Annotated in this window: 18 protein-coding genes; 7 read left to right on the top strand and 11 right to left on the bottom strand. The window is 63.3% G+C overall.

Features of this window, described 5'->3' with window-relative positions; all coding sequences use genetic code 11:
- Nucleotides 1-97 precede the first annotated feature (97 nt).
- From AS9A_RS03185 to AS9A_RS03160, 6 genes are read left to right on the top strand one after another with little or no spacing between them, the layout of a single operon-like run.
- A complete protein-coding gene (locus AS9A_RS03185) occupies nucleotides 98-1,204 on the top strand; it encodes a metal ABC transporter solute-binding protein, Zn/Mn family (RefSeq protein ID WP_013805457.1) in 1,107 nt (368 codons plus the stop codon).
- Nucleotides 1,201-2,082: a metal ABC transporter ATP-binding protein gene (locus AS9A_RS03180; RefSeq protein ID WP_049793641.1), complete on the top strand. Its 882-nt coding sequence runs from the start codon at nucleotides 1,201-1,203 to the stop codon at nucleotides 2,080-2,082. The genes AS9A_RS03185 and AS9A_RS03180 overlap by 4 nt, the downstream gene beginning before the upstream one ends.
- Complete coding sequence (locus AS9A_RS03175; RefSeq protein WP_013805455.1) at nucleotides 2,079-2,930, top strand: metal ABC transporter permease; 852 nt, start codon at nucleotides 2,079-2,081, stop codon at nucleotides 2,928-2,930. Before AS9A_RS03180 ends, AS9A_RS03175 begins: the two co-directional genes overlap by 4 nt.
- 27 nt (nucleotides 2,931-2,957) lie before the next feature.
- On the top strand, nucleotides 2,958-3,716 hold the full coding sequence (locus AS9A_RS03170) for a LamB/YcsF family protein (RefSeq protein ID WP_013805454.1): 759 nt from the start codon (nucleotides 2,958-2,960) through the stop codon (nucleotides 3,714-3,716).
- Between the two features lie 11 nt (nucleotides 3,717-3,727).
- A complete protein-coding gene (pxpB, locus tag AS9A_RS03165) occupies nucleotides 3,728-4,342 on the top strand; it encodes a 5-oxoprolinase subunit PxpB (protein ID WP_013805453.1) in 615 nt (204 codons plus the stop codon).
- Nucleotides 4,339-5,211, top strand: coding sequence for a 5-oxoprolinase subunit C family protein (locus AS9A_RS03160; protein WP_013805452.1), 873 nt, complete (start codon nucleotides 4,339-4,341; stop codon nucleotides 5,209-5,211). The genes pxpB and AS9A_RS03160 overlap by 4 nt, the downstream gene beginning before the upstream one ends.
- A gap of 47 nt (nucleotides 5,212-5,258) precedes the next feature.
- On the opposite strand, the gene AS9A_RS03155 is transcribed toward AS9A_RS03160, so the two are convergent.
- The 9 genes from AS9A_RS03155 to AS9A_RS03115 form a co-directional block, all read right to left on the bottom strand.
- Nucleotides 5,259-5,501 carry a hypothetical protein gene (locus AS9A_RS03155; protein ID WP_013805451.1) on the bottom strand — a complete coding sequence of 81 codons (243 nt, stop codon included), beginning with the start codon at nucleotides 5,499-5,501 and terminating at the stop codon, nucleotides 5,259-5,261.
- Nucleotides 5,501-5,962: a hypothetical protein gene (locus AS9A_RS03150; RefSeq protein WP_013805450.1), complete on the bottom strand. Its 462-nt coding sequence runs from the start codon at nucleotides 5,960-5,962 to the stop codon at nucleotides 5,501-5,503. Before AS9A_RS03150 ends, AS9A_RS03155 begins: the two co-directional genes overlap by 1 nt.
- Complete coding sequence (locus AS9A_RS03145; RefSeq protein WP_013805449.1) at nucleotides 5,959-6,369, bottom strand: hypothetical protein; 411 nt, start codon at nucleotides 6,367-6,369, stop codon at nucleotides 5,959-5,961. The genes AS9A_RS03150 and AS9A_RS03145 overlap by 4 nt, the downstream gene beginning before the upstream one ends.
- Complete coding sequence (locus AS9A_RS03140) at nucleotides 6,356-6,988, bottom strand: hypothetical protein (protein WP_013805448.1); 633 nt, start codon at nucleotides 6,986-6,988, stop codon at nucleotides 6,356-6,358. Before AS9A_RS03140 ends, AS9A_RS03145 begins: the two co-directional genes overlap by 14 nt.
- 5 nt (nucleotides 6,989-6,993) lie before the next feature.
- A complete protein-coding gene (gene hemB, locus AS9A_RS03135; protein WP_013805447.1) occupies nucleotides 6,994-7,974 on the bottom strand; it encodes a porphobilinogen synthase in 981 nt (326 codons plus the stop codon).
- Nucleotides 7,975-7,995: 21 nt separating this feature from the next.
- Nucleotides 7,996-9,555 carry a bifunctional uroporphyrinogen-III C-methyltransferase/uroporphyrinogen-III synthase gene (locus AS9A_RS03130; protein WP_013805446.1) on the bottom strand — a complete coding sequence of 520 codons (1,560 nt, stop codon included), beginning with the start codon at nucleotides 9,553-9,555 and terminating at the stop codon, nucleotides 7,996-7,998.
- Between the two features lie 51 nt (nucleotides 9,556-9,606).
- Nucleotides 9,607-10,575 carry a hydroxymethylbilane synthase gene (hemC, locus tag AS9A_RS03125; protein WP_041450824.1) on the bottom strand — a complete coding sequence of 323 codons (969 nt, stop codon included), beginning with the start codon at nucleotides 10,573-10,575 and terminating at the stop codon, nucleotides 9,607-9,609.
- A complete protein-coding gene (locus AS9A_RS03120; protein WP_049793640.1) occupies nucleotides 10,568-11,956 on the bottom strand; it encodes a glutamyl-tRNA reductase in 1,389 nt (462 codons plus the stop codon). The genes hemC and AS9A_RS03120 overlap by 8 nt, the downstream gene beginning before the upstream one ends.
- A 259-nt stretch (nucleotides 11,957-12,215) precedes the next feature.
- Entirely contained in the window at nucleotides 12,216-12,509 is a 294-nt protein-coding gene (locus AS9A_RS03115; RefSeq protein ID WP_083826438.1) for a glutaredoxin family protein, read from the bottom strand.
- A gap of 160 nt (nucleotides 12,510-12,669) precedes the next feature.
- Here AS9A_RS03115 and AS9A_RS03110 point away from each other — a divergent pair, with 160 nt between their 5' ends.
- Complete coding sequence (locus tag AS9A_RS03110) at nucleotides 12,670-13,593, top strand: HAD family hydrolase (RefSeq protein ID WP_049793833.1); 924 nt, start codon at nucleotides 12,670-12,672, stop codon at nucleotides 13,591-13,593.
- A gap of 9 nt (nucleotides 13,594-13,602) precedes the next feature.
- Here AS9A_RS03110 and AS9A_RS03105 read toward each other — a convergent pair whose 3' ends face one another.
- Both AS9A_RS03105 and AS9A_RS03100 read right to left on the bottom strand, forming a co-directional pair.
- On the bottom strand, nucleotides 13,603-14,700 hold the full coding sequence (locus tag AS9A_RS03105; RefSeq protein WP_041451452.1) for a lysophospholipid acyltransferase family protein: 1,098 nt from the start codon (nucleotides 14,698-14,700) through the stop codon (nucleotides 13,603-13,605).
- The gene (locus tag AS9A_RS03100; protein ID WP_013805440.1) at nucleotides 14,697-15,968 is read right to left on the bottom strand and encodes an NAD-dependent epimerase/dehydratase family protein; all 1,272 of its coding nucleotides are present in this window, start codon (nucleotides 15,966-15,968) and stop codon (nucleotides 14,697-14,699) included. The genes AS9A_RS03105 and AS9A_RS03100 overlap by 4 nt, the downstream gene beginning before the upstream one ends.
- Nucleotides 15,969-16,043 lie beyond the last annotated feature (75 nt).

Raw genomic sequence — 16,043 nt, 5'->3', positions numbered from 1 at the left:
TTCCAGCACCGTCGCGCCCGACGCCGTTCAGAACTCCTCTGCGGAAACGCTAGACTGCGATGGAAACCGTTACCATTTCAATCTCTAGGGGTTACTTGTGCGTGCAGTAAAGACTGCTGGCGTCCTGGTCTCCGGACTCAGCCTCGCCGCATTCGGCCTGGCTGCGTGTGGCAGTGACGACGACGCTGCCACCGCCACCGGGACCGGCGCCGAGACCACCATCACCGTCGTTGCGAGTACGAACGTGTGGGCAGACATTGCGCGCCAGGTGGGCGGCGACGTGGTGTCTGTTGAGGCGCTCATCAGCGATCCCGCGGTTGACCCGCACCACTACGAGAGCACACCGCGCGATGTCGCCACTGTGCAAGACGCCGATCTGGTGGTCTTCAACGGCGGCGGGTACGACCAATTCGTTCAGGACATCATCGACTCCACCGACCCCGGCCCACGCTCGGTGAGCGCCTACGAGATCCTCGTGCACCACGATGACGTGCATACTGATGACGAGCATCACGACGGGGAGCATCACGACGGGGACGAGCATGGTCATGGCGAAGATGAGCACGGTCATGATTCGGAGCACGAGGGTGGCGGCGAAGCTGGCCATCACGATGATGAGAGTGACCACGACCATGCTGCGGGTGCGAACGACCACGATCACGACCACGGACACGGCTCAGCGAACGAGCACGTCTGGTACGACTTCCACATCGTGAGTGACGTCGCGCGCGCCATCGCGAATGAACTGAGCGAACTCGATCCTGATAACTCCGACACATTCTCCGCCAACGCTGAGGAGACGTCAGAGCGCATCGAAGAACTCGAAGACCGCGCTGACGAGATCCGCGCCACCACCGAGGGCATCGAGGTTGCGCAAACAGAACCACTCGCTGAATATCTGCTCGATGCTCTGGGCGTGGCCGACATCGCCCCGACCGAATTCACCCGTGCTGTCGAGCATGGAAATGATCCTTCAGCAGCCGTAACGGCGCAGTTCAGCGACCTGCTGGCCGACGGCGAAGCACAGGCGCTCGTTTACAACAGCCAGACCGAGTCGCCCACGACGCAGCGGATGCGGGAAATCGCTGAAGACAACGACGTTCCCATCATTGAGGTCTCAGAATCACTTCCGGCCGGAATGGATTACTTTGAGTGGATGCACTCCACTCTCGATGACTTCGAGCGCGCACTGACCGGGGCATGACGCCTAGCCCTTCCTCTTCACCAGGTTCAGCCCTGCAGGGAAACCCTGTGGTTTCTCTGCGGGGCGCTGGCCTGCGCTTCGGTGCACGATCCCTGTGGGATGGACTCGATCTCGACATCTCGCCTGGCGAGTTCGTCGCGGTGCTCGGACCCAACGGCTCCGGAAAGACGAGCCTGCTGAGGGTGCTGCTCGGCCTTCAGCCCCTCACAGCTGGCACGGTACGCACCTACGGCGGGGCCGTTCGCACCGGTGACAATCGGATCGGATACGTCCCTCAGCAAAAGACTCTTGACCGCGGGCTCACGCTGCGTGGCCGCGACCTCGTCGGCCTCGGTCTCAGTGGCCACCATTGGGGCCTCACCCTCTCAGCCGCGAAACGCCGTGAACGCACCGACCGGGTCCGCGAGGCACTCGACGCGGTCGGTGCAGCCGACTACGCGGACGCCCCGGTTGGCCGCCTCTCAGGCGGTGAACAGCAACGGCTGCGGGTGGCCCAGGCCCTCGTGTCCGACCCTGGCCTGCTCCTGTGTGACGAGCCGTTGCTGAGCCTCGACCTCGCAAGTCAGCGCAAGGTAGCTGAACTCATTGACGCGCGGCGCCATCTGGCTGACACCGCTGTCCTGTTCGTCACCCACGAAATCAACCCGATTCTGCCGATGGTCGACACCGTGCTCTACATCGTGGACGGCCGCTTCCGCATTGGCCCACCATCCGAGGTGATGACGTCACGCGTGCTGTCCGAGCTTTACCGGACCGAGGTAGACGTCCTTCGCGTCCGTGACCGCATAGTCGTCGTGGGGACTGGTGACAGCATTGATGTCCTCGGGAGGGCTGGGCAAGAGCACCACCCCCAGGAACAGTTTCCGGAGCCATCATGAATGACTTCTGGGTCCGGTTCCTTGACTTCAGCACTACCGCTGATCTTCTGAGCCGGTCTTTCGTTCAGCATGCGCTCATCGCGAGTGCAATCCTCGGCCTCCTCGCCGGCGTCATCGGCCCGCTGATCGTCAGCCGTCAGATGTCCTTCGCTGTGCACGGCACGAGCGAACTCTCCGTTATGGGTGCCGCTGGTGGTCTGCTCCTCGGCATCTCCGTCGGCGTCGGTGCCATCGCCGGATCCGTCGCCGCAGCGCTGCTCTTCGGCATTCTCGGAGCGAGATCCCGCGAGCGTGACGCGGTCATCGCCGTCATTCTGTCCTTTGGCCTCGGCCTTGCAGTGCTGTTTCTGTGGCTTAATCCCGACCGCACAGTCAACCAGTTTGCCCTGCTCGTCGGTCAGGTCGTGACTGTCAACACCGCAGGATTGCAGCTTTTGATTGTCACCGCGGCGATCGTCCTCGTCGCATTGGTCGTCGTCTACCGGCCGCTCTTGTTCGCGAGTACCGACCCCGAGGTTGCCGCCGCACGGGGTGTTCCCGTCCATTTCCTGACCGTCGTCTTCGCGGTACTGGTCGGCCTTGCCGTCTCCATAGGTGTTCAGATCGTCGGCGCCCTTCTCGTCCTGTCGCTACTGGTCACCCCAGCCGCGGCGGCGTCTCGGGTCACCGCCGATCCGCTCAAGATCACGCTGCTGGCGCTGCTGTTCGCGCAGACCGCAGCAATCGGAGGCATCATTCTGTCGCTCGCCCCGGGCGTACCAGTCTCCGTTTTCGTCACGAGCATTTCCTTCCTCATTTACATGGTGTGCCGACTCCTCGGCCGCCGTGGAACAGCAGTACCCGCGTAACGCCTGCGATGTGACAACGTAGTAGGTATGGCTGCCATCGACCTCAACTGCGATCTCGGGGAGAGCTTCGGTATCTGGGCCCTCGGTGATGACGCCGCGATGCTGCCGCTCGTCACCAGCGCCAACATCGCGTGCGGATTCCACGCCGGTGACGCGCGTACATTGCTGATTACATGCCAGCGCGCCGTCGATCACGGTGTCCGGATCGGCGCCCAGGTCAGCTACCGTGACCTTGCCGGATTCGGACGTCGATTCATTGAGGTCGCGCCCGACGAACTGACTGCGGACGTGCTGTACCAGATCGGCGCTCTTGACGGCCTTGCCCGGGTTGCTGGAGACCGCGTGCGGTATGTGAAGCCACATGGTGCGCTCTACAACGCGGCTGTACACCACGAGGAACAAGCAGCCGCGGTCGTCGACGCGGTCGCCCAATACGATCGTAATCTCCCGATCCTCGGTCTGCCCGGGTCTGCGCTCTTGCGCCTCGCTGCGGATGCCGGTCTGCGAACCGTCACCGAAGCCTTCGCGGATCGCGCCTACACGGCGCACGGTGCGCTGGTGCCGCGGCGCGAACCGGGTGCAGTGCTCAGCGATGCGACGGAGATCGCAGCCCGCGCCTACACCATGGTCACGACTCACCAGGTCGTCGCGGAAGATGAGACCGTGCTTGATCTGCACCCCGAGTCGCTCTGCGTACACGGTGACACTCCCGGCGCGGTGGAGATAGCGGCGATGATCCGGGAAAAGTTCGACGCTGCGGGCGTGGTCATCGCCCCGTTCACGTAAGGAGGGCGCACATGCAGACACACACTGCAGGCCCAGCTGCGGTTCTCGCGGAACTTGAGTCGCTGGAAGACGTCCTCAGCACTTTCGCATGTCTGAAAGAGTCCCCTCCCCCTGGCAGCCTGGATCTCATTCCCGCCGCACGCACGGTCCTCATCCGTTTCGACACTGAACGGACTTCCGCTGACGCTGTCATTGCACATCTCCGCGCGCTGCCTGCCCGCGACGCGACCACTGAAGCCGAGGGGACGATAATCACGATCGATGTCACCTATAACGGTCCGGACCTCGACGACGTCGCGGAACACACCGGTTTGAGCACAGAGGACGTCATCGAAGCTCACACCGGCAAGCCCTGGACTGTGGCCTTCGGCGGTTTCGCGCCGGGTTTCGCGTATCTCGTCGGCGGTGACGAGCGCCTTCACGTCCCCCGGCGGCGGGATCCCCGTAAGAAAGTCGAAGCTGGGAGTGTCGGGCTGGCCGGCGAGTTCAGTGGTGTCTACCCACGAAGCTCCCCCGGAGGCTGGCAGCTGATCGGCACCACCGACGCGACCTTGTGGGAACCGGAAAACGACCCGCCCGCCTTGCTGCGGCCGGGTATCCGCGTCCAATTCCGGGTGGCATCATGACGCAGGGGCTTGAGGTTCTACAGGCCGGCGCGCTGACCACCATTCAGGACCGCGGCCGCCCCGGTTATGGCGATCAAGGAGTCGGCTGGTCTGGTGCCGCGGATGTCCGAGCGCTCGACGCCGCGAACAGGCTCGTCGGGAACCGGCCCTCCGCGGCATGCCTGGAGCTAACGCTCGGAGGGTTCGTTGCTAAGGCGCAGACGGCGATGGTCTGCGCGGTGACGGGTGCACCAGCACCGATCTTCGTCGGAAACAAACAGGTCGCGCATCATGAGCAGATCATTGTTCCTGCTGGAGCGACGCTCAAAATCGGCATGCCGACTGCTGGTCTGCGAACTTACCTCGCCGTTCGGGGCGGCATAGCTGGCCCTGTCATACTCGGCAGCCGCAGCACCGACACCCTGTCTGGGCTCGGCCCACCTCCGATACGCCGGGGCGACGTTGTCGCTGTCGCGACGGACGAAGGAGAGTGGCCAGCCGTGGACGTGATTCCCCAAGGATTCACTGACCCGAGTACTGGACCGGCAACAATCAGGATCCAGATGGGTCCCCGCGCTGAATGGTTCGACGCCTCAGCCCCCCATCTGCTGACATCCCAGACTTATGAAGTCACAGCGGACTCGAATCGCGTCGGCGCACGCCTTGCCGGCCCGGAAAGACTGAAGCGTGCGCGTGATGACGAACTGTCGAGTGAAGGGATGGTGCCCGGCGCGCTGCAGGTTCCGCCGGAGGGTCAGCCTGTTCTGTTCCTCGCTGACCATCCCGTCACCGGCGGATATCCCGTCATCGCCGTCGCCCTCGATCTCAGTGCCGCCGCACAACTGCGGCCAGGAGACAAGGTGCGGTTCACCACCAGCACAATCTGGTAGCAAGAACCGCGCCACGCGCGGCTTTATTTACTGGATCGTTGCGCCGGTCACCGCTGTCGGTGGCGTCGTGACGCGAAACCGCGCACGCACCACACGAGCAGCACACCACCGGCAGCCGCCAGTACGGCAGCGACCGTCAGCCACGGACCGGAATACCACGTCACGGTCTGCGGGCTGAGCCCGAGGTCCGACAGGTCCTCAACACGTGATTCGACGCCCCGGAACCAGCTTGCGACAGACCCCACGATCAACACAAGGCCACAAATCAGCGCAGTCAGCGGCCTGCCCATCAGGACGCCACCAGCAGCCGCTGCAGGGCCGCGCGCAGCGTGTGATGGTCGCGAGCCCACGCCTGCACGATCGAGCCCGATTGCAGACGCAGTCCCACGCCGGTGCGGCGCCGCGGGACACCATGCAATTCACCGAGCGCACGTGCCATCTGCCAGTCGCCTGCGCCCCACCGATCGGTTCCTTCAGGCGGCAGCAGCTCAGCGATTTCCTCGAGTGCGAGTGTTTCTTCACCTTGGCGAAGATAGTGCGGGGTGAGTTCAACGCGAAGGTGCGTTCGTCCCGCATACACTTGCCACCCCACGACCGCAGTCAACAACGCCGCCGCGACCAGCCAGCCCACCCAGTGCACGGGCCCACCGAGGAAGATCTCGGAGACGATGCCCACCGTGCAAAAGACTGGACCGAAAAGGAGCGCCCGCCACTGGGCACCCGGTTCAAAGAACTCGAACTCGTCCGTCATCGCTCAAACCATGGTTGAGCAGTCGGCCGATAAACAAGGACACAGGCCGTGATTGCGGGCACGACAATCGCCACGGCGTAGAAGCCGGATACTGAGATTGTCGCTATCTGGAAGATCGCGAGCATTATGGAAAACGCCACGAGGGAGCGCCTGAATCGGGGATCACCTTTGCGGGCGAACCCACTGAGAACGCCAACGAAGAGCCCCGAAATCAGCGAAATGCCACCGTACATGCGCAGCAGGTTGACCTGGTCGCCGACTGTTCCTGCATCAGCCCCCTCCTCGAGCAAAATCTCCTCGGTGGCAAGCAGATACCCCATGCCCATGAGCACACACACCACCGCGGCCACGAACCACAGCCAGTAAGCCGCGGTCACCACTGTCGGACGGCGCTCAGCGATTTCCATCGTGCTTCTCCCGCGTGAAGTATTTGTTCGACTCGTCTCTATGCATCAGCACGATCGCCCCGGCCGCAAGCACCGCCTGCACAATGCCCAGGCCAGAATCGAAGAACGACAACATCCCGCCGTCGCCGCCACCGAACAGCGACGCCACAGCGAATACACCGAAGACAACCCCGATGGCCGTCAGCGCGACTCTCGCCCAAGGTTTGCCACGTCGCATCGCGAAAGCGACGGCCAGGAGCACGCTCAGCAGAAGAAGCAGCAGCACACCAGCAAAACCGGTGATCACGTACGCCCAGACCCGGGCCTGCTCGTAGGTGAGGTCCAACGCGGACTGCTGCTCAACTTGATCCATGAACAGGTCTGTCGTCTCGTCGATGTTCATCACCATCCCGACGAGACGCAGCGGGACGATCACCACACCGATCACGATGACACCGAGCCACAACTGGAACGCGGTGATCACATCGTGTGGCGGGACTCGCTCGGGGACCCCAGACCGGGACGGTTCGGTGCCTGGATGCTGGGAGCCAGCTTCGTCGCGCGGCTGAAGCTGTGCGCCGCTGTCTGGGGGCCGCGGGTAAAGAGGCGCGTCGCGATCGCCGTCGTGTTCAGAACTCATCACTTTCATCGGTCGAGCAAGCCAATCGCCACGTCCGCAAAGTATGACAGGATAAAATCCGCCCCCGCTCGTTTGATGCTGGTCAGTGATTCTGTGATCGCACGATCCCGGTCTATCCAGCCGCGTTCGGCAGCCGCGCTGATCATCGAGTACTCGCCGGACACTTGGTATGCGGCGACCGGGACATCAGAAAGCTCAGCAGCCTCGCGCACGACGTCGAGGTACAGCATGGCGGGCTTCACCATCACCATATCCGCGCCCTCTTCCAGATCGAGCGAGATCTCGCGGCGCGACTCACGCGCGTTGGAGCAATCCTGCTGATACGACGCCCGCGTACCGTGCAAGCTCGACCCGACGGCTTCGCGGAATGGCCCGTACAGAGCCGATGAATACTTCGCGGAGTACGCGAGAATGGCGGTGCTGTGCTTGCCGTGAGTGTCGAGTGCGGACCGGATCGCGGCAACTTGACCGTCCATCATGCCGCTCGGCGAAACCACGTGAGCTCCTGCCTCCGCCTGCACCACAGCCATCTGCTGGTACAAGTCGAGTGTCGCGTCGTTATCGACAGAGCCATCCTCGGCCACGACGCCACAGTGGCCGTGGTCCGTGAATTCATCGAGACACGTGTCCGCCATGATGATCGTGTCGTCACCCAAATCGCAACGAAGCGCGCGCAATGCCCGGTTGAGGACCCCCTCAGGGTCGATACCGGCCCGGCCCTGTGGATCCTTGTCATCCGGATCTGGCACGCCGAAGATCATGATGCCGCCCACTCCCGAAGCAACCGCGTCGGCGGCAGCGCGTCGCAGCGAATCGAGAGTATGTTGATACACCCCCGGCATCGAACTGATCGGCCGGGGCGAGCTGACTTCGTCTGCGACGAACATCGGCAGCACTAGGTCACGAGCATGCACCTGCACCTCCGCGGTGAGGCGTCGCATCGCCGGTGTTGTCCGCAATCGCCGCGGACGGTGAGCAGGAAACATCAGCCTTCCTCGGCGGGATAATCAGCGGCGGGCGCGTGAACGCTTACGCGGGGGCGGCAACAAGCCCTCTGCCCGCAGATGCGCCGCATGCGCCGCGAGCGCGTCCACGAGAGGCCCCACCTGTGCCACGTCTGGCTGCACATCAACGCGCAAGCCGAACTCGGCCGCAGTTTCCGCTGTTTTCGGTCCAATACAGGCCACGATCGTACGCTGATGCGGCTTGCCCGCGATACCGACAAGGTTCCGGACCGTCGACGACGAGGTGAAAAGCACCGCGTCGAAACCACCGGTCTTGATCATCTCGCGGATTTCCGCTGCTGGCGGGGAGGCACGGACTGTCCGGTACGCAGTGACGTCGTCAATCTCCCAGCCGCGTTCGCGGAGACCTTCGGACAGTGTCTCAGTCGCGATATCGGCCCGGGGCAGCAGGACGCGGTCAACTGGGTCGAGAATGTCGTCGTGCGGTGGGAAGTCAGCGAGCAGACCCTGACTTGACTGTTCTCCAGACGGTACGAGTTCGGGCGTGATGCCAAATGAGCGGACCTTTTCAGCGGTCGCCTCACCCACGCAAGCGATCTTCACGCCTGAGAACGCACGGGCGTCGAGGCCGAACTCTTCGAACTTTTCCCATACCGCCTTCACCGCGTTGGTGGAAGTGAAAACCACCCACTGGTACCGGCCGTCGACGAGGCCCTTGACCGCCCGCTCCATCTGTGCGGGGCTGCGCGGCGGTTCCACGGAAATTGTCGGCACCTCGATCGGGATAGCGCCGTAGCTGACGAGGCGGTCGCTCATTTCGCCTGCCTGCTGCTTGGTACGGGGCACCAGCACCGTCCAGCCGTAGAGGTCGCGGTTCTCCCACCACGACATCTTGCCGCGCGCCTCGACGACCTTACCGACCGTCACGACGAGCGAGCCCGTCAGTTCCGAACCGGAGGCGTTCAGCGTCGCGAGGGTGGCTTCGATGGTGCGCTGCCTACATGTCGTGCCGAACACCGTGATCGCGGCGGGAGTCTGCGGGGCCAGACCGTGCTCGACAAGCGCACTCGCCATCTCAGCAAGGTGACTCGAGGTGGCGTGCAGGACGAGTGGGCCGGGGGCTGCGGCGAGCGCTGCCCAGTCCACGTCACCGCGGACGTCGGCTTCGGTGTGTCCGGCGCCGAGCGGCATTCCCGCATACGCGGGGATCGCCGCCGCTGGGGCGAGGCCCGGCACAACTTCGAACTGAACTTGTGTACGTGCAACGGCAGTGATTTCGGCCAGCACCGAGTCCGTGGTCATCGGGTCACCCGACACGAGCCGAACTACATCGTGCCCCTTACGCGCCTCGGCTATCAGCGTCTTCGCGACCTCCGACGGCTCGCCGAGCGCAGGCCGCACCTCTGACGTCGCGTCACCCTCATCTTCGGAAATGCACGTGCCAACAAGCTTCGCCACCGCGTCACTCACGTCGGCATCTGTGAACGCGATCGACGTCGTCTCCAGCACCTGCTTAGCGCGCAGCGTCAGAAGAGCGGGGTCACCGGGCCCAGATCCGACGAAGAGGATCCGGCCAGGTGTGCTCTTGTGTGCTCGGCTCATCGGCGATTCTCCAGTCAGGTAGCAAAAACTTGTCACGGGGCTAGCTGAGGGTCACCCAGGCGGTCCGGAGTCTGAGGCCAGGTTCGCTGGCATCAGCTCACGTGCGCCTAAGTCAAGCAGTTCACGCGCGAGTTCTTGGCCGATTTCGACGGCTTTGTCCACTCTGCCCGTTCGCGACGCGCGAATAACACGCGACCCATCAAGCGCCGCGGCGCAAGCACGGAGGAACAGTTCCTCATGAATCACGCCGTCATCATCGAGTGATTCGACGACATCTGCAAGTGCACCGACCGGTGCGGTACAGCCAGCTTCAAGTTCCGCAAGCAGCGCCCGTTCCGCGTTCACCATCGCGCGTGCGTCAGGGTCGTCTTGCTTAGCGAGTATCGCGGCGAGCTCGGGCTCTTCCGCACGGCATTCTACGGCGAGCGCGCCTTGCGCAGGGGCGGGAAGCATCTGCACGGGGTCAAGCGACTCCGCGATCTCTTCGACACGGCCCACCCGCGCCAGGCCAGCCCGCGCGAGAACCACGGCATCGAGTTCGCCGGACGTCACTTTCCCGATTCGGGTATCAATGTTTCCACGCAAGGGCACGATTTCGAGCCCAAGGCCGAGCGCTCGGAGCTGCGCCACACGGCGCGGCGCGGACGTGCCTACAACGGACCCCGGTGCGAGTTCCCCCAGTACCTTGCTGTCCCGTGAAATCAGCGCATCTCGCGGATCTTCCCTCGGCGGAACAGCAGCGAGGATGAATCGCTCGTCAGGCGCTGTCGGCAGGTCCTTGTACGAGTGGACCGCGACATCGACTTCTTTCGCAGCGAGAGCGTCGCGTACGGCCGCAGTGAAAACACCGACACCGATTTTCTCGACAGGTTCCGCGCTCGCGTCTCCTGCAGTGCGGATGATCTTGAGTTCTGCGGGATATCCGGCTGCGATGATCGCGTCACGGACGGTGCCGGCCTGGGTCATCGCAAGCACACTCCCCCGCGTACCGATGCGCAGCGGTGATTGGCCTTCATGCATCCGGCTGGCCCTTGCGGGTTGTCACGATGTCGAGGCTGGCAGCGGTGTGATCATCTGCTAGCGCCCCCGGGGACGACTCCATGGCCGCGGAAACCGCTTCGGCTTTCGCCGGGCTGAGTTCGAATAGTTCACGGAGGGCCTCCGCGTAGGAGTCCCCTCCTGGTGCCGACGCGAGCTGTTTGACGCGGACAGTTGGTGCGTGCAGTAGCTTGTCGACAACGCGCCGTACCGTGTTCGCCACCTCGTCGCGATCACCGTTGCTGAGCGCCGGGAGCTTCGAGTCGAGCCGCATCAATTCCGCCTCGACAACTTCAGCTGCGCGGCGGCGCAATGCAGCCACCGTCGGTGTGATCTCGGCAAGCCGCTGCCCGTCCAGGTAAGCGGCCAGTTCCTCAGCAACGATGCTGCGTGCCGCGTCCGCGTCGGACGCCGCCGCACCTGCGCCCGGATCACGCTGCAGCGTCTCCATGTCCAGGACATGCACGCCGGGCAAGCCGGAGACAGCCGCATCAACATCGCGGGGAAGACCGAGGTCGCACACAACGAGCTCACGGCTCACACGACCAGAAATCGCATGGTGCACGTCAGCGAGGTGTACAACCGCACCGACCGAACCGGTACACGTGACCGCGACGTCGGCAGCGCCGAGCGCCTCAACCAGGCGGTCCCAGTGCATCGCGGAGGCGGTCGCACCGTTTTCGGTGGCGTTTCGCGCGAGGTTTTGCGCCTTCTCCAACGTGCGGTTGACGACAATAATCTCGCCCACGCCTGCGCGCGTCAGATGGGCGACCGCGAGGCCCGCCATCGCACCCGCACCGATAACTACTGCCGTGCGACCCCCAAGACCCGCGTGGATCCGGGCAGCACTGTCGAGCGCCACAGAGACCACGGAAGCGCCTGCAGCGTCGATGCCGGTCTCAGTGTGCACCCGTTTGCCGACGCGGAGCGCTTGCTGAGCGAGTTCGTGGAGCGTCCGGCCGACGGTGTTGTGCGCATCGGCCTCCGCGTATGAGCTGCGGATCTGGCCGAGGATCTGTTGTTCACCGACGACGATCGAATCGAGACCGCTGGCGACCGCAAAGAGATGCTCGGCTGCAGCTTCGCTGTAACGGACGTACATGTGGCGGGTCAGATCACCCAGCCCAAGCCCCGAATGGTCCGCCAGGATATTCGTAAGGTCGGCTAGTGCACCGTGGAATGCATCCACGACGGCGTACACCTCGACGCGGTTACATGTGGAGACCACCATCGCCTCTGACACATGCGCCGAGGTAAGAATTCTGTCGAGCATCTTCGGCCGGTCCGGGTCCGCAATCGCCACGCGCTCAAGAACCGGCACGGGCGCGCTCCGGTGGGAAACCCCCAACATCAAGACACTCACAGCAGCTTCACCGATCCGATCTCAGAACGAGGCAGGGGCTCGCGCCAACTCGCCCGCACGAGAGGTGTACGCTCACGCTCATACGGCAACGCCACTCGGGCAGATCGTGTTCCCTCACGTTGAGGCTCCTCGCCAGCCAGTGGATCACTGCTCATCACAGTAAACCCGACGCACTGTTCACTTAACCGTAACGGTTCGCTATGCCGTCTACCAACTTCGCCGATTCGTAAGATGAGCTGGCCGAACGATTAGGCAAACCTCACTTAGCCAGGTCGGCGCGCAACCTCGGTAGATCCACGTCGCCGTAACTGTGTTCTACGCCATGTAGGAGAACCACAGGAAGCCGGTCTCCGTACTCGGCCCGAAGGTCTGGATCCCTCTCCGCTTCCAGGTCGACATCAATGACAGTGAATTCGAACTCCGCACTGCGCCGGAGAACTTCGAGGTCGTTTCGCGCCACTTCACACGCTGCGCACCCGGCTCGGGTCAACAGAACCACGGGCGCCTGTGCGCCTTGATCATCACTCGTGTTCTGATTAGGGGAACTATCCACGTACAGCAGGATAATCGGCGATTGAGAGTGGATCAGACCACAGGCGGCAGCATTGCCGTGTGGCGATAGTGGCCGACGTCTAGTGTGGGGAAGAGTTGCGGCGACGCGGGAGGTGGACGTGCCAGAGCGTTCAGGGTTTCTGAGCACAAGTTCAGAGTGGATGCGCAGCAGGTGGGAATCGCGCAGACCCTTCGGGATGAGCGTTGCAGAGAAACTCGCGAACATCGCGGGCGAGGCAAGCGCTGAGTTCGCGCACGCGCTGCACGAAGCGGAATTCGAGGCGTCGGAAGAGCCCTCGGTCCCGCGGGACCTGACAGCAGCCGCGTTCTTCGACGTCGACAACACGATGGTCTCCGGCGCGTCGTCGATCCACTTCGCTCGTGGGCTCGCCGCACGCAAATACATCGCGGTATCCGACATGGCGAAGTTCGGCTGGCAGCAGCTCAAGTTCCGGATAACCGGCCGTGAGAGCAGCAAAGATGTCGCCAGCGGCAAGGAAAAGGCGCTCGCATTCATCGCGGGCCGGTCTACCGCCGAGTTCATGGAACTCGGGGAAGAGATATTCGACGACCTCATTGCGGACAAGGTCTGGCCGGGAACCCGCGCACTGGCACAAATGCACCTCGATGCCGGGCAGCAAGTCTGGCTTGTCACTGCGACGCCCCTCGAACTCGCCCAGGTGATCGCGAAGCGGCTTGGCCTCACCGGCGCGCTCGGCACCGTCCTTGAAAGCAAGAATGGCTTGTTCACGGGCCGACTGGTCGGTGACCTGCTGCACGGGCGAGGCAAAGCACACGCGGTCCGCGCATTAGCCGCCCGTGAGGGTCTGAACCTGCGCCGCTGCACCGCATATTCTGACAGCTTTAATGACATGCCGATGCTGACCACTGTTGGGACAGCGGTCGCGATCAACCCAGATTCAGATCTGCGCGAGGTCGCGAAGGCGCGTGGGTGGGAAATCAGGGACTTCCGCACCGGCCGTAAGGCTGCCAAGATCGGCATCCCGACTGCGCTCGCACTCGGTGCCCTAGGCGGCACCGCGGCGGCAATCCTGAGCCGCCGCGCGGAGGCGAACAGAGCCTGAGGCGGTCTCTTACCCCAGGAAGATATTCCGGCGATTCGCTAGGACCCTGTAAAGCGTCTGCTGAATAGTTTCACGCACTTGGTCGGTCAGGTCGAAAACGACCATCGGGTCCTCTGCGGAGGCGCTGCCGTATTCACGAGTGTCGATGGGTTCCCCGAACACGATATGCCACTTGGTTGGTAGCGGAATCGCCCCGAGCGGTCCCAGGAGCGGGAAGAGCGGCGTGATCGGGAAGTACGGCAGTCCGAGTAGTCGGGCGAGCAGTTTGAAGTCTGCAACCTTCGGATAGATCTCCTCCGAACCGACAATCGAGCACGGGATAATCGGCGCACCGGTCCGCAACGCCGCCGACACGAAACCGCCCCGGCCGAACCGCTGCAGCTTGTAGCGATCCGCGTACGGCTTACCGATTCCCTTGAAGCCCTCGGGGAAGACCGCGGTGAGTTCTCCGTTGCGCAGCAGGCGCTCCGCATCCGGGTTGCAGGCCAGGGTGTGGCCAGCTTTACGCGCGAGCATTGAGATGACAGGCGTCTCGAAGACCAGGTCTGCGGCAAGCATCCGCATGGGGCGGTGGTTGGGGGTGCGATCATGCACCGCGACCGACGTCATCAAACCGTCAATCGGAATGACGCCCGCATGGTTCGCGACTACAAGCGCTGCACCGCGATCGGGGAGATTCTCAATCCCCGAGACGTCGATGCGGAACCACTTCTCATACAGAGGCCGCAGGATCGGCAGAAGCACCCCATCGTTGAGGTGCTCGTCATACCCGAACTCGTCGACCTCGTAGTCCCCGGTGACGCGGCGTCGCAAGAACGCCGCCGTTTCCGCGACCTGCCCGGCAAGTTTGTGCCGCACACCGCCGAGCGGAATCGGGATGGGGAGCGCGAAATTACCGGATCCCCTGTCCTCCTGCTCTGGCGCGTCCGCTTCCGTCGACTCGTCTGATTCCGCGCCGAGATCGTTGGGTGCGTCCGCATCGACCGACGGATGGTGAGGATCGACGAACTCCTCTTCGCTCTGCTGCGCCCCTCGGCCCCGGCGGCCATATCCATCGCCATGCAGCGGAATAACTTTCGCCACGTCCGTTGTCTCCCTCGGATTCATGCCCACCGCGCTGCCGCGGCGACTACCTTCGATTCAAGCCTGCGTACTGTGTCCGGATCAATAACCGATGTTGATCTGCGACTCCGGAGAAGATCATCGAACGCCTCGAGCGTCGTCCAACGCGGCCGAAAACCTAGCCTGGTCTGCATTCGCGTCGTGTCCATACCGCAACCGAACACGAGGTAATCGAACTGATCGCTGCTGTAGTCATGCATGCCGAGACGTTTCTGCAAGCCTGAAAGCATCGCGAATGCGGCAGGGAACATCGGGGCCTGCACTCCACCGGCCCGCCTGATCGCTTGAGAAAGGGCGACGACTCCATCTGCAGCGATATTGAACGTGCCAGATGCCTGCGAGATTGCGGAACGCTCGAGCGCGGCAAGCGCGTCCTCCTCATGCAGTAGCTGCATGCGAGGATCCCGGCCCATGATCGTTGGCACGAGCGGCTGCAGGAGAAATCGGCTGAGTTCGGTTTCCAGACGGGGACCGATAATTGGCGCGAGCCGCAAGATTGTTGTCGCGATGTCAGGCCTGCGCCGGCCCAGTGCGCGCGTGTACCCCTCGACGTCGAGGCAGTCCCTGGCGTAGCCGCTTTTCGGTGGCCGCCGCGCACTCATCTCCTCGGTGAACATCGCGGGGTCCTTGGAACTCGATCCGTAGATCGTGGACGACGATTTCAGGACTACGCGCTTGACGGAGGAGGATTTCTGGCACGCGGCGAGCAGTTGCATTGCACCGATGACATTCATCTCTTTCGTGGCCGCGCGCCCCCCGGCACGCGACGGATGCGATGACATCGAAAGGTGTACGACAGTGTCGACCTCCGCATTGCGCACCACCTTGGCAATCAGCGGATTGCGAATATCGGCGCGGACGAAGTCGGCTCGCCCCATTCGTCGCCGCATGTCTTTCGACGGCGGAACGGCATCAACCGCGATGACGCGCTCAATATCGGGATTCTGCGCAAGACGAGCTGTCAGGAAGCCGCCGAGAAAGCGGCTTGCACCCGTGACTAGAACGACGCGTGGGCGATTATCCCGAGCAGGACGCGCGGAATCACCCTCATCCTCGCCGCTCACGGCGGCGGTGGACGAGCCAGTCGCTGACGTATCCGTCGCCGCAGCGTCAGATGTATCCGACGACTCATCGCGCATGGACACAACGCCACTGTCGGCACTATCCACCACTGTGCTGGCCCCCGCTGAGTAACTGGCGTCCCCAGGAACCTCCACACCGGAAGTCCCAGGCCCCTCCACCATCGTTTTCACCACCCCTACCCTAATCCGATACGGGGAGGTGAGACAACGGTCAACACGACATCCACCCGCGCCTAGCGCGGTAAT

The sequence above is a fragment of the Hoyosella subflava DQS3-9A1 genome, assembly GCF_000214175.1.
GTDB classification, from domain to species: domain Bacteria; phylum Actinomycetota; class Actinomycetes; order Mycobacteriales; family Mycobacteriaceae; genus Hoyosella; species Hoyosella subflava.
This window is presented reverse-complemented; position numbering and strand designations above follow the sequence as displayed.